The sequence below is a fragment of the Streptosporangium sp. NPDC020145 genome (assembly GCF_040631275.1).
Classification (GTDB): Bacteria; Actinomycetota; Actinomycetes; order Streptosporangiales; family Streptosporangiaceae; genus Streptosporangium.
Genome location: NZ_JBEXZT010000003.1, coordinates 473122 through 495718 on the forward strand (window position 1 = coordinate 473122; position 22597 = coordinate 495718).

Here is a 22597-nt window from a genome sequence, read left to right on the forward strand (position 1 = left end):
TCCGCCCGCCGTACATGGGTCGTTCGCCATGCGTGGCCCCGCACGTGACAGGGGTCGGCATGGCAAGGGACGCCCCGGCGAGGCGCCCCTGGACAGTGGTGTTTCGTCCCGGTCTCTAAGTGAGAACCGGCTCACGATCCTGCAGGCGGGTGAACGCCTCGTCGCGGGTGCCGGCCGCGAGTTCGTCGTTCTGGGCCTGGAGCCGGGTGAGCTCTGCCTCCAGATCACGGATACGCTGCTGAAGACGGCGCATCTCCGAGACCATACGAGGGTCAGGACCGCCGACGTGGCCGAGTAGAGCCTTCGCCATGGTAAAGGGTCCTCCACGCTGAGTGACCAGACTGGTTCGCGCACTTCTTGCCGCGGGAGGGGTGCGCGTGGTTCTTATCAAGAGTCGCACCGGCGGAAGGGGCGGTCAAGTTGAACGCTCCGTGTGGATGCACCAGTGGGCACTCTCGACAGTAAAATATACCTTATTTTGGGCGGTTTAAGGAAGCATCAGCGCTCAACGAAACCGCCAAGATTTCCTTTGGCCTCGCTCCAGCGTTCCACGACCGCGTCAACCTTTCCCGGGGTCGCACCCGCCCTGAGCTGGGAGAGCAGGTTCTCGCACGCCTCACGACCACCCTCGGCGACGACCTCGACCCGGCCGTCCTCGGTGTTCCTCGCCCATCCGGAAAGTCCGAGCTCCAGCGCTCTGGCCCGCGTCCACCAGCGGAAACCGACCCCCTGGACACGCCCTCTGACCCAGGCGGTCAGCCGTACGGCCGTCATGCCGCCGTCCCTCTCGGGCGGGGCTGGCAGCGGGGGCAGCTGTAGGAGGAACGGTTCATGAACGACTCCCTGACGATCGGCGCGCCGCAGCGCGGGCAGGGTTCGTCCCGCCTGCCGTACACGGCCAGTGAGCGCTCGAAGTAGCCGCTCTCACCGTTGACGTTGACGTAGAGGCTGTCGAAGGACGTGCCGCCCTGCGCCAGGGCCTCGGTCATCACCTCGCGGGCCGCGCCGACCAGCTCGGAGATCTTCGGCCCGGTCAGCGCCCCGGCCGGCCTGGTGCCGTGCAGGCGGGCCCGCCAGAGCGCCTCGTCGGCGTAGATGTTGCCGACCCCGCTGATCAGCGACTGGTCCAGGAGCGCCCGCTTGATCTCGGTCCGCCGGGCTCGCAGACGGCGGGCGAAGAGCGCCTCGTCGAAGTGCTCCTCGAACGGGTCGGCCGCGATGTGGGTGATCGGCTCGGGCACCTGCCTGCCGCCGGCCTCGGCCAGCGGTGTCACCAGCACGTGCCCGAAGGTCCGCTGGTCGACGAAGCGCAGGTCGGGGCCGCCGTCGGCGAAGGTGATCCGGATCCGCAGGTGTTTCTCCAGGGCCGTGTCCGGCTCGACGACCAGCAGCTGGCCGCTCATGCCGAGATGGGCCAGGATCGCGTCCGTCCCGTCGAGTGGCAGCCAGAGGTACTTGCCCCTGCGTTCGGCGGTGCCGATCGTGCGCCCCTTGAGCTGGGCGGCGAACTCCTCGGCGCCGGGGACGTGCCTCCTGATCGCTCTCGGGTGCAGCACCTCGGCCCGCGCGACGACGCGTCCGCGGACCCAGCGTTCCAGGCCGCGCCGTACGACCTCGACCTCGGGCAGTTCGGGCATGCCCCCTCCTTCGGTTCGTGCCGTACGGCTCGCGGGTCAGCCGGCCTCGCGCTTGTCGCGGTCCTCACGGATGCGGGTCCATGCGGTCTCGGCCGCCTGCTGCTCGGCCTCCTTCTTCGAACGGCCCGAGCCGGAGCCGTACTCCTCGCCGCCGACCCTGACGATCGCGGTGAAGGACTTGGCGTGGTCGGGGCCGCTCTCCTCCACGTGGTACTCGGGCACGCCGAGCGACTCGGAGGCGGTCAGCTCCTGCAACGAGGTCTTCCAGTCGAGACCGGCGCCCAGCGAGGCGGAGCGGGTGATGAGCGGGTCGAACAGCAGGTGGACGACGCGGAAGGCCTCGTCGAGGCCCTTGTCCACGTAGACCGAGCCGATCAGCGCCTCAAGGGTGTCGGCGAGGATCGAGGACTTGTCACGCCCCCCGGTGCCCTCCTCGCCCCTGCCGAGGCGCAGGAAGCGCCCGAGGCCGAGGGTGCGGGCGACGCCCGCGAGGGCGCGCATGTTGACCACCGCGGCCCTGAGCTTGGCGAGCTGCCCCTCGGGCAGGTCGGGGTGGTTGCGGTACAGGGTGTCGGTGACGACCAGGCCGAGCACGGAGTCGCCGAGGAACTCAAGGCGCTCGTTGGTCGGCAGGCCGCCGTTCTCGTAGGCGTAGGAGCGGTGCGTCAGCGCCCGCTCCAGGATCGCCGCGTCCAGTCGCACGGAGAGGACCTTGTCGAGCTCGTCACTGACGACCTCGACGGCTACCGGCTTGACACTGCTCATCCCCATGGTTTCTTCTCCTCGCACGCTTGCGGTGAAATGCGCGATGGCGAGGAAGGGAATGAGAGATGCCCGAAGATGTGGTGGGCGCCGGGAGGGTACGCGTCACCGCGTAACCCGGCGTCCACCACAGCCGCGGGCCGACCGCCATCGCATGTGGATCGCGAACGGTGGCACCGGCCGGAGAGACCCGGCCGGTGTCCGTCGGTCAGACTGCGATCAGGCGGAGGGCTCGATCACCTGACGGCGGTTGTAGGTGCCGCAGGAGGGGCACGCCACGTGCGGACGCTTCGGCGAGCGGCACTGGGGGCAGCTCACGAGCGAGACCGCGGCGGCCTTCCACTGCGACCTGCGGGAGCGAGTGTTGCTCCGCGACATCTTGCGCTTGGGGACAGCCACGTCAGCTCTCCTGATCGTTGTTATGTTCTGGAACCAGACCCTGCAGCTTGGCCCAGCGGGCGTCGACGACCTCGTGTCCGTGATCAGGCTCGGCGTCGGCCAGCCTGATCCCGCACTCCGAGCAGAGCCCGGAGCAGTCTTCGCTGCACACCGGGCTCAACGGCAGTGTGAGCACCACCGCGTCACGGAACGCAGGTTCGAGGTCGAGCAGTTCTCCGTCGAGAAGCGAGTCGTCCTCGGCGGCATCCTCCGCCGAGTAGAAGAACAGCTCCTGGAAGCTCACCTCGGTATCCGAGACGATCTCCTCCAGGCAGCGTGCGCACTCCCCCCGCAGCGGGGCCCGCGCCGTGCCCGTGACGAGCACACCTTCCATGACCGCTTCAAGCCGGATGTCCAGCTCGACGTCGGTGTCCCTGGGGACACCGATCATGTCAACACCGATGTTCGCCGGCGCCGGGAGCGTGATACTCATCCGAAGCATCGCCCCCGGTCTCCGCCCCAGGTCATGGGTGGAGATCACCCACGGGGCGCGGGGGTCAAGGCTGTGCGGAGTCATTCCACTCTCATCAGGCATGGCGAATCAACGCCGTCGTGCAAGGCAGAAACAAGAGGATACCAGGGGTCAGCCCCTGAGCCGTTCGACCAGGAGTTCCTGGACGAGATCGGGTACCAGACCGGCCACGCTCCCGCCATAACGGACGATCTCCTTGATGCGGCTCGACGACAGGAACGACACCTCGGGACCGGTGGCCATGAACAGTGTCTCGACCCCGGACATCCGGTAGTTGAGCTGGGCCATCTGCAACTCGTAGTCGAAGTCGCTGATCGCCCGCAGGCCCTTGACGATGGCCGGGATCTGCTGCTGCCTGCAGTAGTCCACCAGCAGACCGTGGAACTTGTCCACGCGCACGTTGCCGTACTCCTTGGTCACGTTCTGGAGCATCTCGATGCGCTCCTCGACCGTGAACAGGCTCTTCTTCTCGATGTTGATCAGGACGGCGACCACGACCTCGTCGTACTGCCGGCAGGCCCGGCCGATGATGTCCAGATGGCCGTTGGTAACGGGATCAAACGATCCCGGACAGACAACGCGACGCAAGGCGAAACCCCCTGCCCTATGGATTCCCGGCGGCGCGACCGTACCAAACGGCCGCTTCCCCGTAACGACGGACCCTGTCCTCCTCGTACCCCTCGGGCCACACCAGGTCTGTGCCCCGGCTCTCGCGTTCCACGACCACCAGGGCGTCCCGTTCCAGCCAGCCGCCGTCCCTCAGCCCCCTGAGCACGGCGTCGACCGCCTCGGCGCCCAGTGTGTACGGCGGGTCGGCGAACACCAGGTCGTACGGCTGCGCCGTTCCCCGTTCGAGCACCCGCTCGACGCGGTCGGCGGCCAGTTCCGCACCGGGCAGCCCGAGGGAGGCGATGTTGGCCCTGATCGTCCTGATCGCCTTGGCGTCCGACTCGACGAGCAGGGCGTGCTCCGCGCCCCGGGACAGCGCCTCAAGCCCGAGGGCCCCCGACCCCGAGTAGAGGTCGAGCACCCGGGCGCCGTCCAGGGGGCCGAACAACGACCCGACGGTTGCGAAGATCCCCTCTCTGGCCCGGTCGCTCGTGGGGCGGGTCCCCCGCCCCGGCGGCACGGCCAGCCGTCGTCCTCCTGCGCTTCCCGCGATGACTCGACTCACCGGCCCATTGTCCCAGCGGCGGCGCGGACCACGGCCCGGCGTGTCGCGACGCATCACATAACCGCAGGTCAAAAGGGTTCGGGTAGGTGATCTAGGTCAAGAGTGGGCAAGGAGTGGCGACGAAAGCGCAAGGGTCGTTCCCCCGGGTCACGACTGCTTGCATGATGAGTCCTGCGGCCTTCGGCGACCCAGGAGAAGGCCGACCGGCGTGATCGTGAGCCCTTCCGCACGCCGGTGCTCTCGGCACCTGACCCGAGGGCGGGCCCAGGCGGGGACGGCATTCGGGGGGAGGCCGTCCCCGCCTTCGGGCGTCTTCTGACCTTTCCCGCCCGCTTCGCTGCGGCCCTTCCGTGCCGCCCCAGGCCTCCCGCTCCCGTCGGCGGACGCCGAGGGCCCCGGACGCCCAAGGACCGTCTCCCGACGGGCTCAGGTCTTCTCCAGGTATTCGGCGCGCTCGTCGGCCAGCAGCCTGTCGATCTCCATGCGCAGCATCGGGTGCCCCGACAGCTCCGGATCGCTCTCCAGCACGCCCTCGGCGTCGAGGCGGGCCGAGTGGATGACCTCCTCGTCCCGCAGGAGCTGCAGCAGCTTCAGCGACGACCTGCGGCCCGACTGCGCGACGCCCAGCACGTCGCCCTCACGGCGCTGTTCGAGGTCGACCCGGGACAGCTCGAAGCCGTCGAGGGTCGCGGCCACCGCGTCGAGCCGCTGCCTGGCCGGGGTGCCGCCGGGGGCGTCGGTCACCAGCAGGCACAACCCGGGCAGCCCGCCCCGGCCGACCCGGCCGCGCAGCTGGTGGAGCTGGGAGACGCCGAACCGGTCGGCGTCCATGATGACCATGACGGAGGAGTTGGGCACGTCGACGCCGACCTCGATGACCGTGGTGGCCACCAGGACGTCCGTCTCGCCGCGGCTGAAGGCCCGCATCACGGCGTCCTTCTCCTCCGGGGGCAGCTTGCCGTGCAGCACCGCCGTACGCAGGCCGTGCAGCGGGCCCTGGGAGAGCGTCTCGGCCACGTCGAGCACCGCGAGCGGGGGGCGGCGCTCGTCGTCGTCCTTGGACAGGTCGCCCTCGTCGCCCTCTAGGTCGCCGATGCGCGGGCAGACGATGTAGGCCTGCCGTCCCAGCTCGACCTCCTCGCGCAGCCTGCTCCAGGCCCGGTCGAGGAAGTGCGGTTTCTCCGCGGCGGGGACCACGTGCGTGGTGATCGGCGCGCGCCCCGAGGGGAGCTGGGAGAGCGTGGAGACCGTCAGGTCGCCGAAGACGGTCATGGCGACCGTGCGCGGGATCGGGGTCGCGGTCATGACCAGCACGTGCGGACGGCCTCCCCCGGCCTTCTCCCTGAGCGCGTCGCGCTGCTCGACGCCGAAGCGGTGCTGCTCGTCGACCACGACCAGCCCCAGGTCGGCGAACTGCACGCGCTCCTGCAGGACCGCGTGGGTGCCGACGACGATCCCGGCCGCGCCCGAGGCGGCGTCGAGCATGGCCGTACGGCGGGCCGCCGCGCCGAGCGAACCGGTCAGCAGGGCGACCGCCGTACCGCCGAACATGCCGCCCGTCGCCAGGTCGCCGAGCATGGCCGTGATCGACCTGTGGTGCTGCTGGGCGAGCACCTCCGTCGGGGCGAGCAGTACGGCCTGGCCTCCTGCGTCGACCACCTGGAGCATGGCGCGCAGCGCGACGACGGTCTTGCCCGCGCCGACCTCGCCCTGCAGGAGCCTGTGCATGGGGTGGGCCAAGGCCAGGTCGGCGGCGATCTCCTCGCCCACGCTCCGCTGCCCCTCGGTGAGCTGGAACGGCAGGCGCGCGTCGAAGTCGGCCAGCAGCCCGTCCGCGCGGGCGGGCCTGGGGGCGGCGGGCCAGGAGGCCGCGGCCGCGCGGCGCTGCAGCAGCACCGCCTGGAGCAGGAAGGCCTCGTCGTACTTCAGCCGCTTGCGCGCCCTGGAGACGTCGGCGTGGTCGCGGGGCCGGTGGACGGCCGTGAGCGCCTCGGCCAGCCCGGGAAGCTCACGTCTGCTCCGGAGGTCGGCGGGGAGCGGGTCCTCAAGGGGCTCCAGGGTGTCGAGCAGGACGCCGAGCGCCCTGCGGATCGCCCAGGGGGTCACGTCCTTGCCCGCCGGATAGATCGGCACCAGCGCGGCGGCGAACCTCTCGGCGCCCTCCTGGCTCTCGTCGAACATCTCGAACTCGGGGTGGGAGAGCTGCCACCTGCGTTTGTCGCCCTGGCCGAACGCGCCGACCTTGCCCGCGAACATGCCCCTGACGCCGGGCCGCAGCCGGGTCTCCGCGATGTGGGAGGCCCTGCCGAAGAAGGACAGGTAGATCTTGCCCCGGCGGCCGTCGACGATCTCGACCTCCAGCCAGGTGCCGCCCTTGTTGCGCATCGGCCTGCGCATGGCCCTGGTGACCTCGCCGACGACCGTGGCGTGCTCGTCGGCCTGAAGGTCCTCGAAGTCGGTCAGCTCACCGCGCTCGGCGTAGCGGCGGGGGTAGTGCCGCAGCAGGTCGCCCACGGTGCGCAGGTCGAGGACGCTCTCCAGCAGCTTGGCGGTCTTGGGGTCAAGCGCCTTGGTCAGCGGCTCGTCGAAGCTCGTCACCCCAGAGTTTCTACCGTGTCCGTGCGACAGAATCGCCTCGACACCACGCGGGCGGGCCCGGCACGGCCGTCCGGCGGTCCCCGGGAATGCGCTACCGTTGACCCTTGGGACTATCCCCGTTCGGCCAGTCATGGCGGTCCGTGTTGTCATGTGAGGCCGGGCGTCGGGTATTCTCGTCTGGCCAGCCGGTCGTCCCGGCACGCCCGATGACCGCCGCCGACGCGGCGGATCGAGCCTCTCGACTGATCTAAGGAGCGAACCGTGGCTTCCGTCTGCGATGTTTGCGCTAAGAAGCCGACCTTCGGCAACAACGTCTCCCACTCGCACCGCCGCACCCGCCGCCGCTGGAACCCGAACATCCAGCCCGTGCGCGCAGTGGTGAACGGCACGCCGAAGCGGCTGAACGTTTGCACCTCCTGCATCAAGGCCGGCAAGGTCACCCGCTAGCCAGACGCACCCGCGGCCCGGCGCCCCCTCGTGGGGCGCCGGGCCGCGTCGTGCTGCCAGGAGTCTTTTCTGGACATCTCCTCTGAATCACCATCTTGACTGGTTAATGTCAGATGGTGAGCACCTCTCCCGCACCACTCAAACTGAGCGCCGGAGCGAGCACGGGCTCCAAGATCATCATGTCGGTTCTCGCCCTCCCCTTCGTGGCGCTTCCGCTGTTCGTGATCCTCATGGTGCGTGACCAGCACACGTCGACGGACTATCCGTACTACCCCCCGGACCACTCCCCGTTCCGGATCGAGTACCTGGTCCTGCTGATATTCGCGCTGGTCGGGACGGTCTTCCTGGGCGGTCTCGTCGCCGCCTTCCGTTTCAGGGCGACCCTCACCGGGAGTGTGCTGGAGGTCCGGCGCACGTTCAGGACACGCCGGGCCGACCTCGCCACGGCCCGCGTCTGGCTCGGCTCGACCCCCGAGTACGAGGGAAGCGGCGAGCACAGGCACCAGACCGGGCGCACCATCCCTCACCTGACGGCCCGGGACCACAACGGCCCCAAGGTACGGCTCCACCTGCGCACCGTGAACGGTTTCCTGCCGCCGCACGAGCTGGTCGCGCTGGCCGACGCCGTCGAGTCGGGCCACAGGGAGGGCCCGGACGCCGAGCAGGCGTCCAGGACCGCCGAGGTCCTGCGCCGCCTGGGCACCGACCCCATGATCGGGCTTCTGTGAACGGGGCCGGAGATCGGGCTCCGGCGGGACGTCACACGGGCTGAGACCCAGGAGGGCTAACGCCAGCGCCAGGCGTGGTCCACGGGGCCTATGCCGGAGCCGAGGGCGAAACCGTGGGCGATGGCCCCGGTGACGTACGCCTTGGCCTTCTCAACGGCGGCGGGGACGTCCTCGCCGAGCGCCAGGTAGGAGGCGACGGCCGAGGCCAGGGTGCAGCCGGTGCCGTGGGTGTGGCGGTTGTCGTGACGTTCGGCGTGGAAGCGGAACTCACGGGTGCCGTCGGTGAGCAGGTCGACCGGCTCTCCCGGCAGGTGACCGCCCTTGATCAGCGCCCAGGCCGGGCCGAGCGCGAGGACGGCGTCGGCGGCCTTGCGCATGTCCCGGTCGTCCTCGACCTTGACGCCGGTCAGCTGCGCGACCTCCCAGAGGTTGGGGGTCACGACGGTCGCGACCGGCAGCAGCCGTGTCCTGACGGTCTCGACCGCCTCCGGTGCGAGCAGCGTGTCCCCGTGCTTGGAGACCCCGACCGGGTCGACCACGACCGGCGCCCCCGCCCCGGCGAGCGCCTCGGCGACCGTCTCGACCAGTACCGGCGAGGCCAGCATCCCGGTCTTGATCGCCTGTGCGCCGATGTCTCCGAGCACCGAGTCGAGCTGGGCGCGGACCGCCTCCGCGGGCAACTCCCAGTAGCCCTGGACGCCCAGCGAGTTCTGGGCGGTCACCGCGGCGATGACGCTCATGCCGTGGACGCCGAGGGCCAGCATCGTCTTCAGGTCGGCCTGGATGCCCGCGCCGCCGCCGGAGTCGGATCCGGCGACGGTCAGCACGCGGGGAGGGGCGGAATCGGTCATGAGCCCCATCCAACCAGCTCTCGGGCATGCCCGCCGTACCGGATCAGATGACGACGCAGTCAGCCTGGGGGCTCTGGCAGGTCTTGGGGGTACTCGACTGGCCGTCCGCGCTGAAGGTGACGACCAGGTTCTCCCCCGGGTCCAGGTTCTGCCCCGAGTCGAGGACGAGGATTCCGCCCTCCTGCTTCCAGTCGGCGCCGTGCAGCGAGGTGATCTCGCCACCGACCGGCACCTTCAGCGTCAGGCCGTCGAGCTTGCCGTCCGCGGCGATGACGAGCTGGGCGGTGTAGGCCTGGGTCTTCTCCTTGACCAGGCCGAATCCGACGGTGACCCCGGAGGCCGCGGGGGTGGTCGGGGTGGGCGCCGGGGTCGCGGAGGTCTCGGGGACGCCCGGCGACTCGCCGGGCGTGTGCGGCCGTTCGCCGGTGACGAGCGCCTCCCCGGTCGGTTCCGGTGTGGGCTCGGGGTCGTCGCTCGGCTGCGCCTGCTCGGTGCGGCGCGGGGTGTGCCCGGTCTTCGGGGTCGGGCGCGCCTTCGCCTCTGGGGTCTCGGGGGTCTCGGGGGTACGGTCCGCGCGGTGCGCAGTGGCGACGGGCGCCGGGGTCCGCGGGGGCCGCGTCTCCGTCCCGCCGGGCTTGCCCGTCGGTTCCCCGGTCGGCTCCTCCGCGGGCTCCTCCGCCTCCTCTCCCGGCGGCGTGGGGTCCTCGGGATCGGTGAGCGAGTCCTCGGGGGCGGGCCGTTCCGAGGAGGCGGCCGCGCAGCCGCCGGGCGGGCAGGCGGTGGTCGAGTCGGCGGAGCCGCTGGTCAGCTGGATGGCCGCGGCGCTTCCGCCGAGGACGGCGACGACCGCGACCGCGGTGAGCAGCATCGTCCTGACGCGCCGTCTCGGCTTGCGCTCCTCTCCCGGCCAGACGGGCTCGGACAGTTCGGTCGTGGCCGACCAGCCTGATCCGAGGAACCCCTTGGCGGGTTCGGTGATCGCGGACTCCTCTGGACGGAGCCGGCGCCCGATCAACTCGTCATTGGTCCCGGACTGTTGGGGGGGCTCCGGAGCTGACTCCGGCTCACGTTTCCCCCGGTTGCGGGGGACGTCTTCCCCATGTCCACCATGGCGGCCCATGTCGCCCCTTCCTCTAGGGAATCTCGGCCGCCAAACTTCATACCATTTCAATAACCGTTTGTCGCAATTTTCACGAATGTCACAGGAAGTGGGAAAATTCACTCCCTGAAGTGATCCCACCCCTCATAGGCCATCGAACGGCCGTTGACCTGCACGCCCTTACCCGCCTCGGCCCGGCCGACCACGGTCCACTCCTGCGGCAGCCGTACGCTCTGAGGGAACGTCGCCGCGAGCGCGTGATCGTCCCCGCCGGACAGGATCCACCCGAGCGGGTCCACCCCGAGCCGCCCGGCAGCCTCCTCAAGGGGCTCGGAGATCACGAAGGCCTCCGGCAGGAGCACGATCCCCACCTCGCTCGCCTCGGCGACGTGACCGAGGTCCTGGAGGAGCCCGTCGCTGACGTCGAGCATCGAGGTGGCGCCGAGCGCGGCCGCCCGGGGACCGCAGGCGTACGGAGGCGCGGGGCGGCGATGGGCGTCGAGCAGTTCGGCGGGGCCCTTCTCGCCGGCGGCGAGCAGCGCGAGCCCCGCCGCCGCGTGACCGAGCCGTCCGGTGACCGCGACCACGTCGCCGGGGCGCGCGCCGGAGCGGGTGACCGGGGCACGCCCGCCGAGGTCTCCCAGCGCGGTCACCCCGAGCACGACCAGGTCGCAGCGGGTGACGTCGCCGCCGACCACACTCGCGCCGACCAGGTCGCACTCGTCGCGGAAGCCGTCGGTGAGGTCGTCGAGCCAGCCGGTGGCGGCGTCGGCGGGCAGGCCGAGACCGACCACGATGCCGGTGGGGTCGGCCCCCATGGCAACGATGTCTGAAAGATTCTGGGCCGCAGCTTTACGCCCGATGTCGTAGCCACTGGACCAATCGCGACGGAAATGCCTACCCTCGATCAGTAAGTCTGTCGTCACGACGACCCGTCCGTCAGGAGACCTCACCATCGCGGCGTCGTCCCCGGGACCGAGAAGCACGGTCCCACCTTGTGGCAAGCGTTCGGCTATACGTGCGACAACTCCGAATTCGCCGAGATCTCCGACTGTGATGACACACCTCCCGTTCATCACAGGGTACGGTGGCCCTTCGGCACTGATCCAATCGCCCGGGAGGACGTTATGGTGCAGGCCTACATCCTGATCCAGACCGAGGTCGGCAAGGCCGCGAACGTGGCCGGACAGATCTCCTCGATCACCGGTGTCACCCAGGCCGAGGACGTGACCGGACCCTACGACGTGATCGTCCGCGCCGAGGCCCGCAACGTGGACGAACTCGGCAAGATGGTGGTGGCCCAGATTCAGGCGGTGGAGGGCATCACACGTACTCTTACGTGTCCCATCGTCCATATCTGACCTCACCGGGAGACTCCATGTCACTCCGGTTCGCCCGCTGGGCCGCGCTCGCCTGCCTCCCTCTGCTCCTGGCGGGATGCGGCGGCGCGGTCCGCGTGGACCCGCCCGTTCCCGAGGGAGCGGCCGCCGCCGCGTGCAAGGCTCTCGGCGGACGGCTGCCCAAGACCCTCGACGGTGTGGACCGGGTCGAGTCGTCGCCCGCCTCGCCGTACGTCGCGGTGTGGGGGCAGGCGCGGATCGCGCTGCGCTGCGGGGTGACCCGGCCGTCGACGATGGCCGCCACCGACGAGGTGCCGGAGATCAACGGGGTCGCGTGGTTCAACGACCCCGCCAGGCCCGCCCTGTTCACCGCGATCGGCAGGCAGGCCTACGTCGAGGTGACGATCTCCCGCGAGCACGTCCCGGGGAACGTCCTGGTCGACCTCTCCGGGCCGATCAAGGCGGCGCTCCCCCAGACGGGCTGACCTACCTGAGCCCCGGCGCGCGGTTCAGCGCCAGCTGGATCAGCCGGTCGACAAGCTCCCCGTACGGCACGCCGGTCGCGGCCCACAGCTGCGGCGCGACCGAGACCGAGGTGAAGCCGGGCATCGTGTTGATCTCGTTGAGGATCAGCCGGCCGTCCTCGGTGTAGAAGAAGTCCACCCGGGACAGGCCCTCACAGCCGAGCGCCTCGAAGGCGCGCACGGCCATCGCGCGCAGCTCCTCGGCGACCTCGGCCGGAATGTCGGCGGGCACGGCCAGGGACATCTCGTCGCCGATGTACTTGGCCTCGAAGTCGAAGAACTCGTGGTCGCCGTGGACCAGCACCTCACCGGGCAGGCTGGCCCTGGGCGCCTCGTCACCGGGGGACTCCAGCACGGCGCACTCGATCTCGCGGCCCACGATGGCGGCCTCGACCAGCACCTTGGGGTCGTGCTCGCGGGCGAACTCCACGGCCCTTTCGAGCTCCTCGCGGTCGTTGGCCTTGGAGATGCCCTGGCTCGACCCGGCGCGGGCGGGCTTGACGAAGACCGGCCAGCCGAGCTCCTCGACCTCCTTGAGGACCCGCTCGCGGGCGGTGCGCCAGTCACGGTCGCGCACGACGACGTACGGCCCGACCGGCAGGCCCGCGGCGGCCAGCACCGTCTTCATGTAGCCCTTGTCCATACCGACCGCGCTGGCCAGCACCCCGGAGCCGACGTAGCGGACCCCGGCCATCTCCAGCAGCCCCTGGATCGTGCCGTCCTCGGCGAAGGGGCCGTGCATCACCGGGAAGACGACGTCCACCTGGCCGAACTCGACCGGGATGCTGCCCGCTTCGTAGACGACCAGCGCGTCGCCGCCGGTCGGCAGCGCGAGCGCCGTTCCCGTGGCGTCGACGACCGGCATCTCGCCGTTCTCGATCGCGTAGCGCTGCTCGCCGGAGGCGAGCACCCACCGCCCGTCCTGGGCGATGCCCACGGGGAGAACCTCGTACTTGGACCGGTCGATGGCCTCAAGGACGCTCCCGGCCCCGAGGAGGGAGACGCCGTGCTCGGAGTTGCGGCCACCGAAGACGATTGCAACCCGCGGGCGGGTTTCGCGCTGCTCGCTCATGATGACCGAATGTACCCCCTCTGGGCCGTCATCCCGGCTGTCAGACGCGCCTATCGTCCCGATCCGGGGCCCTTTCCGCTGTCCGGGGCCACCCCTTGGTCGAGGAGGGCGTCCAGAGCCCTCGTCACGTCCATGATGAGGTCCTCCGCGTCCTCCAGGCCGATCGAGAAGCGGACCGCCCCGGCGTCGATCCCGGCGGCCCCGCCGAGCTGCGGATGGCTGGTCGAGGCGACGTGCGCCGCCTTGGTCCTGGTGCCGCCGACCGAGGTGGCGATCGAGGCGATCCTGAGGCCGTCGGCCAGCGCGACGCCCGCGTCGTAGCCGCCGTGCGGGGTGACCGTCACGCAGGCGCCGTACCTCGTCCCCTCAGGGCCCGAGTCGAACAGGTGCCTGGCCAGCTGGTGGCCGGGGTGTCCCGGCAGGCCCGGGTAGTCGACCCGGCGCACCGCGGGGTGCTTGGCCACCGCGGCGGCGAAGACCATCGCGGTCGCGCACATCCTGCGCACCCGGAGCGGGAGGGTCGCCAGCCCCCTGCGGAGCAGGAAGGCGTCGTCGGGGGAGAGCGTGCCGCCGGTGTCGAGACGGACCTCGCCGAGCTGCGCGATCAGGTCGGGACGGCCGACCGCGACACCGCCCTCGCAGTCGTCGTGGCCGCCGAGATACCGGGTCGCCGAGTGGACGACCAGGTCGGCGCCGTGTTCGAGCGGGCGGCAGACGACCGGGGTCGCGAAGGTCGAGTCGACGACAAGCAGCGCCCCGGCCCTGCGGGCGATGCGGTACAGGCCCCGGATGTCGGAGACGGCCATGGCCGGGTTGGACAGGGTCTCCGCGTAGATGATCTTCGTGTTCGACCTGACCTCGGCGTTCACCCGGCTGAGATCGCCGTAGTCCGCGAAGCCCGCCGAAACACCGAACCTGGAGAGCACGTTGGTGATCAGCGAGTAGGTCCCGCCGTGCACGGGGATCGGGGCGACGATGTGCGCTCCGGCCCGCAGGAAGGTCATCAGGACGGCGGTGATCGCGGCCATCCCCGAGGAGAAGGCCTGCCCGGCGACGTCCTTGGGCGCCGCGGCCCCTTCGAGCGAGGCGACCGCGGCGGCGAAGGCGGCGGTCGTCGGGTTGTCCACCCCGCCGTGGGCGAAGCCCGAGCTCTTCTCGTCGCACATCTCGGCGTACTCGGCCGAGTCGGCGAAGCCCCAGGCGGAGCTGCGCCACACCGGCAGGCCGAGCGGGCTCTGCCGGGGGTCGGCCAAGGGGGGCAGGTGGACCGCGCGGGTGTTCTCACCGTTGGGTCTGCGCATTCGTCGGCTCACCGGATTCGCGCCGGGGGTACTCCGATCCCGGGGCGGGGTGACGGCGCTTCCCTCCCTCGCGGTGTCGGCGGGATCGTACGGCCGACGCCTCCGGGCTCCCTCTCCCGTGTCCTCGGCGGCGAGGACGACAGGGAGGTCAAACGCCGTACCGTTCTGGTTTGAGGGTTCGCGACATCAGCAGGTTCCCGGCCTCGGCGGGAGGCAACCCGTCGTGCACGACGGCCACAACCACCTCCGTGATCGGCATCTCGACATCGTGCTTCCTGGCCAGTTCCAGAACCGACTCGCAGGATTTGACTCCTTCGGCGGTCTGCTTCGTCGCGGCGACGACCTCGGCCAGGGTCATCCCCCGGCCAAGATTCTCACCGAAGGTACGGTTCCTGGACAATGGGGAGGTGCAGGTCGCTATGAGATCGCCCATTCCGGCCAGCCCGGCGAAGGTGTGCGGATCGGCGCCGAGCGCCTCGCCCAGCCGGGAGATCTCCGCGAGTCCCCTGGTCATCAGCATCGCGCTGACGTTGTCGCCGAGCCCCATCCCCGCCGAGACGCCGACGGCGAGGGCGATCACGTTCTTGACGGCGCCGCCGAGTTCGACCCCGACGACGTCCGGGTTGGTGTAGGGGCGAAACCACGGCGGCAGGTGGCAGGCCTCCTGGAGGCGTTCCATGGCGCGCCGGTCGGCGCAGGCGACCACGGTCGCCGCGGGCTGGCCCCTGACGATCTCACCGACCAGGTTGGGGCCCGAGACGACCGCGACCCGCTCCTTCGGCACCTCGGCGACCTCGCAGATCACCTCGCTCATCCGCTTCGTCGTGCCGAGCTCGATGCCCTTCATCAGGCTGACCAGCACCGCCTCCGGCGGGAGGTACGGCTTCCACCCGGTCAGGTTCACCCGCAACGTCTGGGACGGCACGGCCAGCACCACGAAGTCCGCCCCGTCCAGGGCCTCGGCAGGGTCGGTCGTCGCGCGCAGGGTCTCGGGCAGCCGTACGCCCGGCAGGTAGTCGGGGTTCTCGTGGCGGCGGTCGATCGCCTCGACGACCTCGGGGCGCCTGCCCCACAGAACGGTCTTGCCTCCCGCGCCCGCGAGGATCATCGCGAATGTGGTGCCCCACGAGCCCGTGCCGAATACAGCCGCCTTGGTCATTTCATCACCGTACGTCGAAGTCAATGGTCCGAGGGCCGCTTGAACGGTGCCGGCGGCGCCTTCTCCCCCCGCAGCTCGGCGAGCTGAGCGGTGACCGCCGCCATGATGTCCGCGGTCGCCGCGCGCAGCACGTCGGCGTGCAGGGGCCGCCCCTCGTACTTCGACAGGTCGACCGGTGGCCCCGCCAGCACGTGGAAGGTCTTACGCGGCCAGAGTCTTGGCCGTTTACCGCCGTAGGGCAGGATCTCCTGGGCGCCCCAGTGCGCCACCGGGATCACCGGCGCGCCGGTCGCCAGCGCCAGCCTGGCCGCGCCGGTCTTGCCCTCCATCGGCCAGAAGTCGGGGTCGCGGGTGCAGGTGCCCTCGGGATAGAACATCACGCACGCGCCCTCGGCGATCCTGCGCTCCGACTCGGCGAGCGATCGGGAGGCCTCCGCGCTGCCCCGGTGGACCGGGATGGCCATCAGCCCGCGCACCGCGCGCCCGAGCAGCGGCACCGAGAACAGTCCGGCCTTGGCCAGGATCGTCGGCCAGCGGCCGTTGTTGTAGAGGTAGTGGGCGACCAGGACCGGGTCGAGCCACGACAGGTGGTTGACGGCCAGGATGACCCCGCCGGTCGGCGGCAGCCGCTCGGCCCCGCGCCAGTCCTTCCTGACCAGGAGCCACGAGATCGGCTTGACGATCGTGACGGCCAGGGCGACCCAGAACCGGGAAGGCCATCCAGGACGTCTCATGAACTCCTCCGTAAGCAGTGATGCGCCCCAAGTGTCCCGGTTGGCCGTACAGGATGTCGAGGCGCGATGCTTAAGGCTATGCCTGCTCCGCAGAGTTCAGCCTGGACCCTCGTCGTGCCGGTCAAGACGTTGGTCGCCGCCAAGACGCGGCTGTCGAGGGCGGCGGGCCCGCACCGGGCCGCCCTGGCCGTCGCGTTCGCCTGCGACACCGTCGAGGCCGCGCTGGCCTGCGCGACGGTCGCGCGCGTCGTGGTCGTGACGAGTGATCCCGTGGCCGCGCCCGCGCTCGCCGGGATCGGCGCCCATGTGGTGGGCGATCCCGAGGCCGGCCTGAACGCGGCGCTGCGGCACGGCGCCACCGAGGCCGTACGGCTGGCGCCCGCCGGCTCCGTGGGCGCGCTCCAGGCCGACCTGCCCGCGCTGCGGCCCGCCGAACTCGCCCTGGTGCTGGCCGCGGCCGGCGAGTTCGACCAGGCGTTCCTGCCCGACGCGGCCGAGATCGGCACGACCTTCTACGGCGTACGGCCCGGCGTCCCGTTCACCCCGGGCTTCAGCGGCGAGTCGCGTGAGCGTCATCTGCGGTACGGCGCCAAGGAGCTCTGTCTTGAGGGGGTCGCCTCGGTACGCCGGGACGTGGACACCCCGGACGACCTGCGCAGCGCCCTGTCCCTCGGGGTCGGTCCCCGCACCCTCGCCGTGGTGGAGAAGATCGAAAGGGAGTCCCCCGCCGGGGGGACTCCCTCTTCCTCCTGACCCGCCCGTGCCCGCCGTGTCCGCCGTTCCGGGCCGGAGGCGCTCCGGCTCCGAACGGCGGGCCCCCGCGGGCGGGGCGCCGTGGCGGGGTCAGTGCCCGGCGTTCTCCCCCTCCCTGGCCTGCTTGGGCAGCAGGAAGGCCGTGACGAAGGTCAGCAGGAGCATCCCCGCGACCACCCACAGGACCGTGCCCGCCGCGCCGACGAAGTCGGGCCTGAGGGTGGCCGCGGCCTGGTCGAAGAAGACCGTGCCGAGCAGGGCGACACCGACGGCGCCACCGAGCTGCTGGATCGCGGTCAGCGTGCCCGAGGCCGAGCCGGTCTCGTGCTGCTCGACGCCGGCCAGGATGATGTCGAAGAAGGGCGCCATCAGCAGACCCATGCCGAGCCCGGTGACCGCCAGGGAGGGAACGAACTGCCAGGCGGTCACACCGGTGCCGGCCTGGGCGATCGTCAGCAGGACTCCGACGACGCCGAGCGCCATGACGAGGATGCCGCCCTGCAGGACCTTGCGGCCGAACTTCGCGACCGCCTGCGCCACCCCGAACCCGGCGACCATGCCCAGCGACCAGGGGATCATCACCAGGGCCGCCTGGAGCGTGGAGTAGCCCAGGCCGATCTGGGTGTAGAGGTTGAACACCAGCGCGAAACCGGACATGGCGGAGAAGAAGACCAGGCCCGTCGCCAGACCGCCGGTGAAGGCGCGCTTGCGGAAGAGGCTGGGGACGACCAGCGGGTCACCGCCCGTCCGGCTCTTCCTGGCCTCGAACCAGCCGAAGAGCACGAAGAGCACGGCGGAGGCGCCCATCATCAGGAAGGCCCAGGCGGGCCAGTCGCTCTCCCTGCCCTGGACCAGGGGGAAGACCAGCAGGAGACCGGCCAGGGAGGCCAGCAGCACGCCGGGGACGTCGAGCTTGAGCGGGTGCGGCGAACGGGACTCGGGCAGGAAGCGCATTCCCATCAGGACGGCGGCCAGGCCGAGCGGCAGGTTGATCAGGAAGATCATGCGCCAGCCGGTGCCGAAGAAGTCGGCGTCGACCAGCCATCCGGCCAGGATCGGGCCACCGACCGTGGACAGGCCCATGACCGGCCCGAACAGGCCGAACGCCGCGCCCATCTCCTTCGGCGGGAACATCTCCTTGATCATGCCGAGCCCCTGCGGCAGCATGACGGCGCCGAACAGGCCCTGCAGGACCCGCGCGCCGATGAGCAGTTCGGGTGACTGGGCGAGGCCGCACAGCAGCGACCCCAGGGTGAACCCGGCCGCGCCGATGACGAACATCCGCCTGCGGCCGAAGATGTCACCGAGTCTGCCGCCGGTGATCAGGCCGACCGCCATCGAGAGGGTGTAGGCGGCGCCGAGCCACTGGATGACGGAGGCCGAACCACCGAGCTCGTTCCTGATGGTCGGCCCGGCGATGTTGGTGACCATGGCGTCGAGGAGGTCCATCACCTCGCCGAGCAGGATGACGGCGAGCGCGACCCAGCGCCACCGGTGGAGGGGCGGCTCGGCCGCCTTCCGAAGTGGTTCTGACACGTCTGTGGTCATGGGGGGACTCCCAGCGGTTGGAGGGATTGCGATGAACAGCGTTCACCATACACGAGCATTGTTCTTTCAAAGAACGTCGTTCGCCACTCAGTGCGGTGTTCTTAAGATATGTCGCATCGATGCCGAAGACAAGATATGTCGTGAAAACGAGCGGCGTTCGATGTGATGAGCAGTGTTCACCCTGGCGTTACACTGGCGTCATGAGTGACGAGCTGCCCGCACTGCCGTGGGATCGGGCACGCAGAAGGACGGGTCCGGCCCGCATCCCGCTCACCCGTGACCGGATCATCGAGGCCGCCTACACGGTGATCGACCGCGTGGGCTACGAGAAGCTCAGCATGCGCCAGGTCGCGGCCGAGCTGAACGTCGCGGTCTCCGCCCTCTACGCCCACGTCAGCGGCAAGGACGAGCTGCTCGAACTGATGTACCTGCGGATGTTCCGCGACTGGGAGCTGCCCGCCCCCGACCCGGAGAACTGGCAGGAGCAGATCAGGCAGTACGCCCGCACCGGGCGGACCAAGCTGCACGAGCACCGCGACATGGCCAGGATCGCCATGACCGGCTTCCCCTTCAGCGCCGAGGCGCTCCCCCACCTTGAGCAGCTCCTGGCCGTCTTCCGCGCGGGCGGCCTCCCCGACCACCTCGCGGGCGCGGCGGGCGACATGATCTCCACCTTCATGAACGGCTTCGCCTTCGAGGAGAGCGTCTGGGACGACCGGCGCCAGGAGGCCGAAGAGGACGGGGAACGGCCGGCGGTCGAGAGGTCCTGGGCGGAGATTAGGCAGACGCTCGAACGCTACTTCAGGGAGCTGCCGCCCGACCGCTTCCCGAACATGGTCGAGCTCGCCGACGTCATGCTCCAGCGGACGAACGACGAACGGTTCGACCTCGGCATAGAGATCATCATCCGGGGGCTGGCGTCCTACGCCGCCGACCACCCGCGTCCCTCCGGGTGACCGGGTTACCATGACCGGGTGCAGGCGACGGTACGGATCTTCGACACGACGACCAGGTCGGGCTCTGTCTACTCCGACGACGGGACGGAGATCCCGTTCGACACCGCGGCCTTCGACGCCGGACCGCTGCGGCTTCTACGGGCGGGACAACGGGTGAACGTCGTCCTCGACGGCGACCGGATCACCTACGTCACGCTGTCCACGTTCCCGGTTCCTCCCACCGCCCCCATGTGACGGGCCCATGCGACGGGACCGTACGGCCGTCGCGTGAAAGGCGGGGCGCCGGGCCCCCGCGACGGGAGTCCCGGCGCCCGGGCGAGTCCTACCTTTTCTTCGCGGCCTTCTTTCCCTCCACGTTGACGAGCTCCTTGAAGTCGGAGCCCGGCCGGAACTTGGGACCCCAGCTCTCGGCGACCTTGATCTCCGCGCCGGTCGAAGGGTTCCTCGCGGAACGGGCGGGCTTGTGCACCATCTCGAAGGCGCCGAATCCGGTGATGGAGACCTTGTCGCCGCTGGCGACGGCCCGCTGAATGGTGTCGAGCACCGCGTTGACGGCCTCGGTCGCGGTCTTTCTGTCACCGACGCGATCCGCGATCGCCTCGACGAGTTCCTTCTTGTTCATAAAGGTTGCTCCCCCTGCTACCGATGTCTGGGAGTGGGTCGTGGGGCAGGTAGCCCGTCTCACCCGGTTGTCACGGCCCGAGGTCTCAACAGAGCGAGAAACCCCTTGCCCGCTTGAAATTAGGGGACGGAGCCCTACGACTCAATCACCTTCCGCAATGTTTCCAGCACTTGGCGTATCTGAAACCAGAGCATCAAGGTCGAGAAGGAATAAATCAAGACGCCCCGCTGCACGGTGGAGATCGTGCTTTGCGAGGTCACAGATCGACAGCAGGCGTCTGGCGAGACGCTCCCGCCGCTCCGGAGAAAGGGTCAACAAACGAACCCGGCGGTGCGCGTCGCGCAGCCGCCGGGCCAGGTCGTCTTCTGAACGTGTCAGACGGTCGTCGGCAGCCATGGCTGCCGACCATTCTCGTATGTCGCGATGTCGTCGGCGTTGCGCAGGGTCAGCCCGATGTCGTCGAGCCCCTCCATCAGACGCCAGCGGGTGTAGTCGTCGATCTCGAAACCGGCCGTCTCCCCCGCCCAGCGCACCTGGCGTTCGGCCAGGTCGACGGTGACCTCAAGGGTCGGGTCCGCCTCGGCCGCCGCCTGCAGGGCCTCGACCTCCGCGGCCGAGAGCACCACCGGGAGCAGCCCCATCTTGGTGGAGTTATTACGGAAGATGTCGGCGAAACGCGGTGCGATCACCGCGCGGAAGCCGTACTGCTGCAGGGCCCAGACGGCGTGCTCACGTGAGGAGCCGGTGCCGAAGTCGGGACCGGCGACGAGGACCGAGGCCCCCTGGTAGGCCGGGTCGTTCAGGACGAATCCGGGGTCCTCGCGCCAGGCGGAGAACAGGCCCTTCTCGAACCCGGTCCTGCTGACCTGCTTGAGCCAGACCGCGGGGATGATCTGGTCGGTGTCGACGTTGCTGCGGCGCAGCGGTACGGCCCGGCCGGTGTGGACGGTGAAGGCTTCCATTGCGAGTTTCTCCTAGACCAGGTCGGCGGGCGCGGTCAGTTTTCCGGTGACGGCGGTCGCGGCGGCGACCTGCGGGGAGACCAGGTGGGTACGGCCACCCTTGCCCTGACGCCCCTCGAAGTTGCGGTTGGAGGTCGAGGCGCTGCGCTCGCCGGGGGCGAGGGTGTCGGGGTTCATGCCCAGGCACATCGAGCAGCCCGCCTCGCGCCACTCGGCGCCCGCGGCCTTGAACACCTCGTGCAGCCCCTCCTGCTCGGCCTGGAGCTTGACCAGCATCGAGCCGGGGACGATCAGCGTGCGGGTGACGACCTGGCGCCCGCGCAGCACCTCGGCCGCGGCGCGCAGGTCCTCGATCCGGCCGTTGGTGCAGGAGCCGACGAAGACCGTGTCCACCGCGACCTCGCGCAGCGGGGTCCCCGCGGTCAGGCCCATGTACTCGAGCGCGCGGGCGGCCGCGCCCGGGTCGCCGGTGTCCTCGGGGGCCGGGATCGCGCTGCCCAGCGGAGCGCCCTGGCCCGGGTTCGTGCCCCAGGTGACGAACGGGGTCAGCGTCGAGGCGTCGATCTCGACGACCGTGTCGAATACGGCGTCCTCGTCGGTCGACAGCGACCGCCAGTACTCGACGGCGGCGTCCCAGTTCTCGCCGGTGGGGGCGTGGGGCCTGCCCTTGAGGTACTCGAAGGTCGTCTCGTCGGGGGCGATCATGCCCGCCCTGGCGCCCGCCTCGATCGACATGTTGCAGACGGTCATCCGGCCCTCCATGGAGAGCTTGCGGATGGCCTCGCCCCGGTACTCGACGATGTAGCCCTGGCCGCCGCCGGTACCGATCTTGGCGATGATCGCCAGGATCAGGTCCTTGGCGGTGACCCCGACGGGCAGTTCGCCCGAGACCTCGATGGCCATCGTCTTCGGCCGGTAGGCGGGCAGCGTCTGGGTGGCCAGCACGTGCTCGACCTCGGAGGTGCCGATGCCGAAGGCGATGCCGCCGAAGGCGCCGTGGGTCGAGGTGTGAGAATCACCACAGACGATGGTCATGCCCGGCTGGGTCAGGCCGAACTGCGGGCCGATGATGTGCACGACACCCTGACCCGCGTCGCCCATCGGGTGCAGCCTGACGCCGAACTCCGCGCAGTTCTTGCGCAGCGTCTCGACCTGGGTGCGCGAGACGGGGTCGGCGATCGGGCCGAGCACCGTCGGGACGTTGTGGTCCTCGGTGGCGATCGTGAGCTCCGGCCTCCGCACGGGACGCCCCGCCATGCGCAGGCCGTCGAACGCCTGCGGGCTGGTCACCTCGTGAATGAGGTGCAGGTCGATATAGAGCAGGTCGGGTTCTCCCTCCGCACGTCGCACCACGTGCTGCTCCCAGACCTTCTCCGCCAGCGTGCGCCCCATGTCGCCTCCTTGCGATCGCTTTCCGCAC

Annotated in this window: 28 protein-coding genes; 7 read left to right on the plus strand and 21 right to left on the minus strand. The window is 70.2% G+C overall.

What is annotated here, in order from left to right; genetic code table 11:
- Positions 1–115: 115 nt before the first annotated feature.
- The 9 genes from ABZ463_RS07685 to recG all read right to left on the minus strand — a co-directional run bounded on the left by ABZ463_RS07685 (position 116) and on the right by recG (position 7081).
- Positions 116–310 (minus strand): hypothetical protein, encoded by a 195-nt coding sequence (locus tag ABZ463_RS07685; RefSeq protein WP_184719995.1) that lies wholly within the window; start codon positions 308–310, stop codon positions 116–118.
- A gap of 188 nt (positions 311–498) precedes the next feature.
- Positions 499–774, minus strand: a complete 276-nt coding sequence (locus ABZ463_RS07690; protein ID WP_352010291.1) for an acylphosphatase — start codon at positions 772–774, stop codon at positions 499–501.
- On the minus strand, positions 771–1637 hold the full coding sequence (gene mutM / locus ABZ463_RS07695) for a bifunctional DNA-formamidopyrimidine glycosylase/DNA-(apurinic or apyrimidinic site) lyase (protein ID WP_362774115.1): 867 nt from the start codon (positions 1635–1637) through the stop codon (positions 771–773). Before mutM ends, ABZ463_RS07690 begins: the two co-directional genes overlap by 4 nt.
- Positions 1638–1673: 36 nt before the next feature.
- Positions 1674–2408 carry a ribonuclease III gene (gene rnc / locus ABZ463_RS07700; RefSeq protein ID WP_352010289.1) on the minus strand — a complete coding sequence of 245 codons (735 nt, stop codon included), beginning with the start codon at positions 2406–2408 and terminating at the stop codon, positions 1674–1676.
- 210 nt (positions 2409–2618) lie between these two features.
- Entirely contained in the window at positions 2619–2798 is a 180-nt protein-coding gene (gene rpmF, locus ABZ463_RS07705; RefSeq protein ID WP_179824792.1) for a 50S ribosomal protein L32, read from the minus strand.
- Between the two features lies 1 nt (position 2799).
- A complete protein-coding gene (locus ABZ463_RS07710) occupies positions 2800–3354 on the minus strand; it encodes a YceD family protein (protein WP_362774119.1) in 555 nt (184 codons plus the stop codon).
- Between the two features lie 66 nt (positions 3355–3420).
- Positions 3421–3897 carry a pantetheine-phosphate adenylyltransferase gene (gene coaD, locus ABZ463_RS07715; RefSeq protein ID WP_352010287.1) on the minus strand — a complete coding sequence of 159 codons (477 nt, stop codon included), beginning with the start codon at positions 3895–3897 and terminating at the stop codon, positions 3421–3423.
- Positions 3898–3913: 16 nt separating this feature from the next.
- The gene (rsmD, locus tag ABZ463_RS07720; RefSeq protein ID WP_352010286.1) at positions 3914–4483 is read right to left on the minus strand and encodes a 16S rRNA (guanine(966)-N(2))-methyltransferase RsmD; all 570 of its coding nucleotides are present in this window, start codon (positions 4481–4483) and stop codon (positions 3914–3916) included.
- 426 nt (positions 4484–4909) lie between these two features.
- Positions 4910–7081 carry an ATP-dependent DNA helicase RecG gene (gene recG, locus ABZ463_RS07725; RefSeq protein ID WP_352010285.1) on the minus strand — a complete coding sequence of 724 codons (2172 nt, stop codon included), beginning with the start codon at positions 7079–7081 and terminating at the stop codon, positions 4910–4912.
- Positions 7082–7342: 261 nt separating this feature from the next.
- Between recG and rpmB the strand changes: the two genes are divergently transcribed.
- Together rpmB and ABZ463_RS07735 are read left to right on the plus strand one after the other, a co-directional pair.
- On the plus strand, positions 7343–7528 hold the full coding sequence (gene rpmB / locus ABZ463_RS07730; protein WP_012894387.1) for a 50S ribosomal protein L28: 186 nt from the start codon (positions 7343–7345) through the stop codon (positions 7526–7528).
- 116 nt (positions 7529–7644) lie between these two features.
- Positions 7645–8256, plus strand: coding sequence for a hypothetical protein (locus ABZ463_RS07735; RefSeq protein ID WP_362774124.1), 612 nt, complete (start codon positions 7645–7647; stop codon positions 8254–8256).
- Positions 8257–8312: 56 nt separating this feature from the next.
- Here the strand turns inward: ABZ463_RS07735 and thiD are convergent, their stop codons facing one another.
- The 3 genes from thiD to ABZ463_RS07750 all read right to left on the minus strand — a co-directional run bounded on the left by thiD (position 8313) and on the right by ABZ463_RS07750 (position 11282).
- A complete protein-coding gene (gene thiD / locus ABZ463_RS07740) occupies positions 8313–9116 on the minus strand; it encodes a bifunctional hydroxymethylpyrimidine kinase/phosphomethylpyrimidine kinase (protein ID WP_352010283.1) in 804 nt (267 codons plus the stop codon).
- A 34-nt stretch (positions 9117–9150) separates the two neighbouring features.
- On the minus strand, positions 9151–10122 hold the full coding sequence (locus ABZ463_RS07745) for a hypothetical protein (protein ID WP_362774127.1): 972 nt from the start codon (positions 10120–10122) through the stop codon (positions 9151–9153).
- A 203-nt stretch (positions 10123–10325) separates the two neighbouring features.
- Entirely contained in the window at positions 10326–11282 is a 957-nt protein-coding gene (locus tag ABZ463_RS07750) for a thiamine-phosphate kinase (protein WP_352010281.1), read from the minus strand.
- A 51-nt stretch (positions 11283–11333) separates the two neighbouring features.
- Between ABZ463_RS07750 and ABZ463_RS07755 the strand changes: the two genes are divergently transcribed.
- Entirely contained in the window at positions 11334–11567 is a 234-nt protein-coding gene (locus ABZ463_RS07755; RefSeq protein ID WP_352010280.1) for an Lrp/AsnC ligand binding domain-containing protein, read from the plus strand.
- A gap of 17 nt (positions 11568–11584) precedes the next feature.
- The gene (locus ABZ463_RS07760) at positions 11585–12031 is read left to right on the plus strand and encodes a DUF3515 domain-containing protein (RefSeq protein ID WP_352010279.1); all 447 of its coding nucleotides are present in this window, start codon (positions 11585–11587) and stop codon (positions 12029–12031) included.
- A gap of 1 nt (position 12032) precedes the next feature.
- On the opposite strand, the gene ABZ463_RS07765 is transcribed toward ABZ463_RS07760, so the two are convergent.
- The 4 genes from ABZ463_RS07765 to ABZ463_RS07780 form a co-directional block, all read right to left on the minus strand.
- Positions 12033–13142, minus strand: a complete 1110-nt coding sequence (locus tag ABZ463_RS07765; protein ID WP_352010278.1) for a D-alanine--D-alanine ligase family protein — start codon at positions 13140–13142, stop codon at positions 12033–12035.
- Positions 13143–13192: 50 nt separating this feature from the next.
- Positions 13193–14443, minus strand: coding sequence for an aminotransferase class I/II-fold pyridoxal phosphate-dependent enzyme (locus ABZ463_RS07770; protein WP_352010277.1), 1251 nt, complete (start codon positions 14441–14443; stop codon positions 13193–13195).
- 148 nt (positions 14444–14591) lie between these two features.
- Positions 14592–15602, minus strand: a complete 1011-nt coding sequence (locus ABZ463_RS07775) for an NAD(P)H-dependent glycerol-3-phosphate dehydrogenase (protein ID WP_352010276.1) — start codon at positions 15600–15602, stop codon at positions 14592–14594.
- Positions 15603–15622: 20 nt separating this feature from the next.
- Entirely contained in the window at positions 15623–16336 is a 714-nt protein-coding gene (locus ABZ463_RS07780; RefSeq protein ID WP_352010275.1) for a lysophospholipid acyltransferase family protein, read from the minus strand.
- A 66-nt stretch (positions 16337–16402) separates the two neighbouring features.
- On the opposite strand from ABZ463_RS07780, the gene cofC reads away from it, so the two are divergent.
- Positions 16403–17089 carry a 2-phospho-L-lactate guanylyltransferase gene (gene cofC / locus ABZ463_RS07785; RefSeq protein WP_352010274.1) on the plus strand — a complete coding sequence of 229 codons (687 nt, stop codon included), beginning with the start codon at positions 16403–16405 and terminating at the stop codon, positions 17087–17089.
- Positions 17090–17179: 90 nt separating this feature from the next.
- On the opposite strand, the gene ABZ463_RS07790 is transcribed toward cofC, so the two are convergent.
- Complete coding sequence (locus ABZ463_RS07790) at positions 17180–18637, minus strand: MFS transporter (protein WP_352010273.1); 1458 nt, start codon at positions 18635–18637, stop codon at positions 17180–17182.
- 200 nt (positions 18638–18837) lie between these two features.
- On the opposite strand from ABZ463_RS07790, the gene ABZ463_RS07795 reads away from it, so the two are divergent.
- On the plus strand, positions 18838–19593 hold the full coding sequence (locus ABZ463_RS07795) for a TetR/AcrR family transcriptional regulator (protein WP_352010272.1): 756 nt from the start codon (positions 18838–18840) through the stop codon (positions 19591–19593).
- An 18-nt stretch (positions 19594–19611) separates the two neighbouring features.
- Entirely contained in the window at positions 19612–19827 is a 216-nt protein-coding gene (locus tag ABZ463_RS07800) for a hypothetical protein (protein ID WP_352010271.1), read from the plus strand.
- 88 nt (positions 19828–19915) lie between these two features.
- Here ABZ463_RS07800 and ABZ463_RS07805 read toward each other — a convergent pair whose 3' ends face one another.
- The 4 genes from ABZ463_RS07805 to leuC all read right to left on the minus strand — a co-directional run bounded on the left by ABZ463_RS07805 (position 19916) and on the right by leuC (position 22569).
- Entirely contained in the window at positions 19916–20215 is a 300-nt protein-coding gene (locus ABZ463_RS07805; RefSeq protein WP_352010270.1) for an HU family DNA-binding protein, read from the minus strand.
- 141 nt (positions 20216–20356) lie between these two features.
- Complete coding sequence (locus ABZ463_RS07810; RefSeq protein ID WP_352010269.1) at positions 20357–20611, minus strand: hypothetical protein; 255 nt, start codon at positions 20609–20611, stop codon at positions 20357–20359.
- The gene (gene leuD / locus ABZ463_RS07815) at positions 20590–21177 is read right to left on the minus strand and encodes a 3-isopropylmalate dehydratase small subunit (RefSeq protein ID WP_352010268.1); all 588 of its coding nucleotides are present in this window, start codon (positions 21175–21177) and stop codon (positions 20590–20592) included. Before leuD ends, ABZ463_RS07810 begins: the two co-directional genes overlap by 22 nt.
- Before the next feature lie 12 nt (positions 21178–21189).
- Complete coding sequence (gene leuC, locus ABZ463_RS07820) at positions 21190–22569, minus strand: 3-isopropylmalate dehydratase large subunit (RefSeq protein ID WP_352010267.1); 1380 nt, start codon at positions 22567–22569, stop codon at positions 21190–21192.
- Positions 22570–22597 lie beyond the last annotated feature (28 nt).

Coding starts and splice junctions, on each gene's coding strand:
- ABZ463_RS07750 (WP_352010281.1), bottom strand. CDS start 11,282: ATGAACGGGAGGTGTGTCATCACAGTCGGAGATCTCGGCGAATTCGGA.
- ABZ463_RS07780 (WP_352010275.1), bottom strand. CDS start 16,336: ATGAGACGTCCTGGATGGCCTTCCCGGTTCTGGGTCGCCCTGGCCGTC.
- ABZ463_RS07770 (WP_352010277.1), bottom strand. CDS start 14,443: ATGCGCAGACCCAACGGTGAGAACACCCGCGCGGTCCACCTGCCCCCC.
- ABZ463_RS07795 (WP_352010272.1), top strand. CDS start 18,838: ATGAGTGACGAGCTGCCCGCACTGCCGTGGGATCGGGCACGCAGAAGG.
- ABZ463_RS07760 (WP_352010279.1), top strand. CDS start 11,585: ATGTCACTCCGGTTCGCCCGCTGGGCCGCGCTCGCCTGCCTCCCTCTG.
- ABZ463_RS07810 (WP_352010269.1), bottom strand. CDS start 20,611: ATGGCTGCCGACGACCGTCTGACACGTTCAGAAGACGACCTGGCCCGG.
- mutM (WP_362774115.1), bottom strand. CDS start 1,637: ATGCCCGAACTGCCCGAGGTCGAGGTCGTACGGCGCGGCCTGGAACGC.
- rnc (WP_352010289.1), bottom strand. CDS start 2,408: ATGGGGATGAGCAGTGTCAAGCCGGTAGCCGTCGAGGTCGTCAGTGAC.
- ABZ463_RS07755 (WP_352010280.1), top strand. CDS start 11,334: ATGGTGCAGGCCTACATCCTGATCCAGACCGAGGTCGGCAAGGCCGCG.
- leuD (WP_352010268.1), bottom strand. CDS start 21,177: ATGGAAGCCTTCACCGTCCACACCGGCCGGGCCGTACCGCTGCGCCGC.
- leuC (WP_352010267.1), bottom strand. CDS start 22,569: ATGGGGCGCACGCTGGCGGAGAAGGTCTGGGAGCAGCACGTGGTGCGA.
- ABZ463_RS07775 (WP_352010276.1), bottom strand. CDS start 15,602: ATGACCAAGGCGGCTGTATTCGGCACGGGCTCGTGGGGCACCACATTC.
- ABZ463_RS07690 (WP_352010291.1), bottom strand. CDS start 774: ATGACGGCCGTACGGCTGACCGCCTGGGTCAGAGGGCGTGTCCAGGGG.
- thiD (WP_352010283.1), bottom strand. CDS start 9,116: ATGGGGCTCATGACCGATTCCGCCCCTCCCCGCGTGCTGACCGTCGCC.
- ABZ463_RS07790 (WP_352010273.1), bottom strand. CDS start 18,637: ATGACCACAGACGTGTCAGAACCACTTCGGAAGGCGGCCGAGCCGCCC.
- cofC (WP_352010274.1), top strand. CDS start 16,403: ATGCTTAAGGCTATGCCTGCTCCGCAGAGTTCAGCCTGGACCCTCGTC.
- ABZ463_RS07685 (WP_184719995.1), bottom strand. CDS start 310: ATGGCGAAGGCTCTACTCGGCCACGTCGGCGGTCCTGACCCTCGTATG.
- ABZ463_RS07710 (WP_362774119.1), bottom strand. CDS start 3,354: ATGACTCCGCACAGCCTTGACCCCCGCGCCCCGTGGGTGATCTCCACC.
- ABZ463_RS07805 (WP_352010270.1), bottom strand. CDS start 20,215: ATGAACAAGAAGGAACTCGTCGAGGCGATCGCGGATCGCGTCGGTGAC.
- ABZ463_RS07765 (WP_352010278.1), bottom strand. CDS start 13,142: ATGAGCGAGCAGCGCGAAACCCGCCCGCGGGTTGCAATCGTCTTCGGT.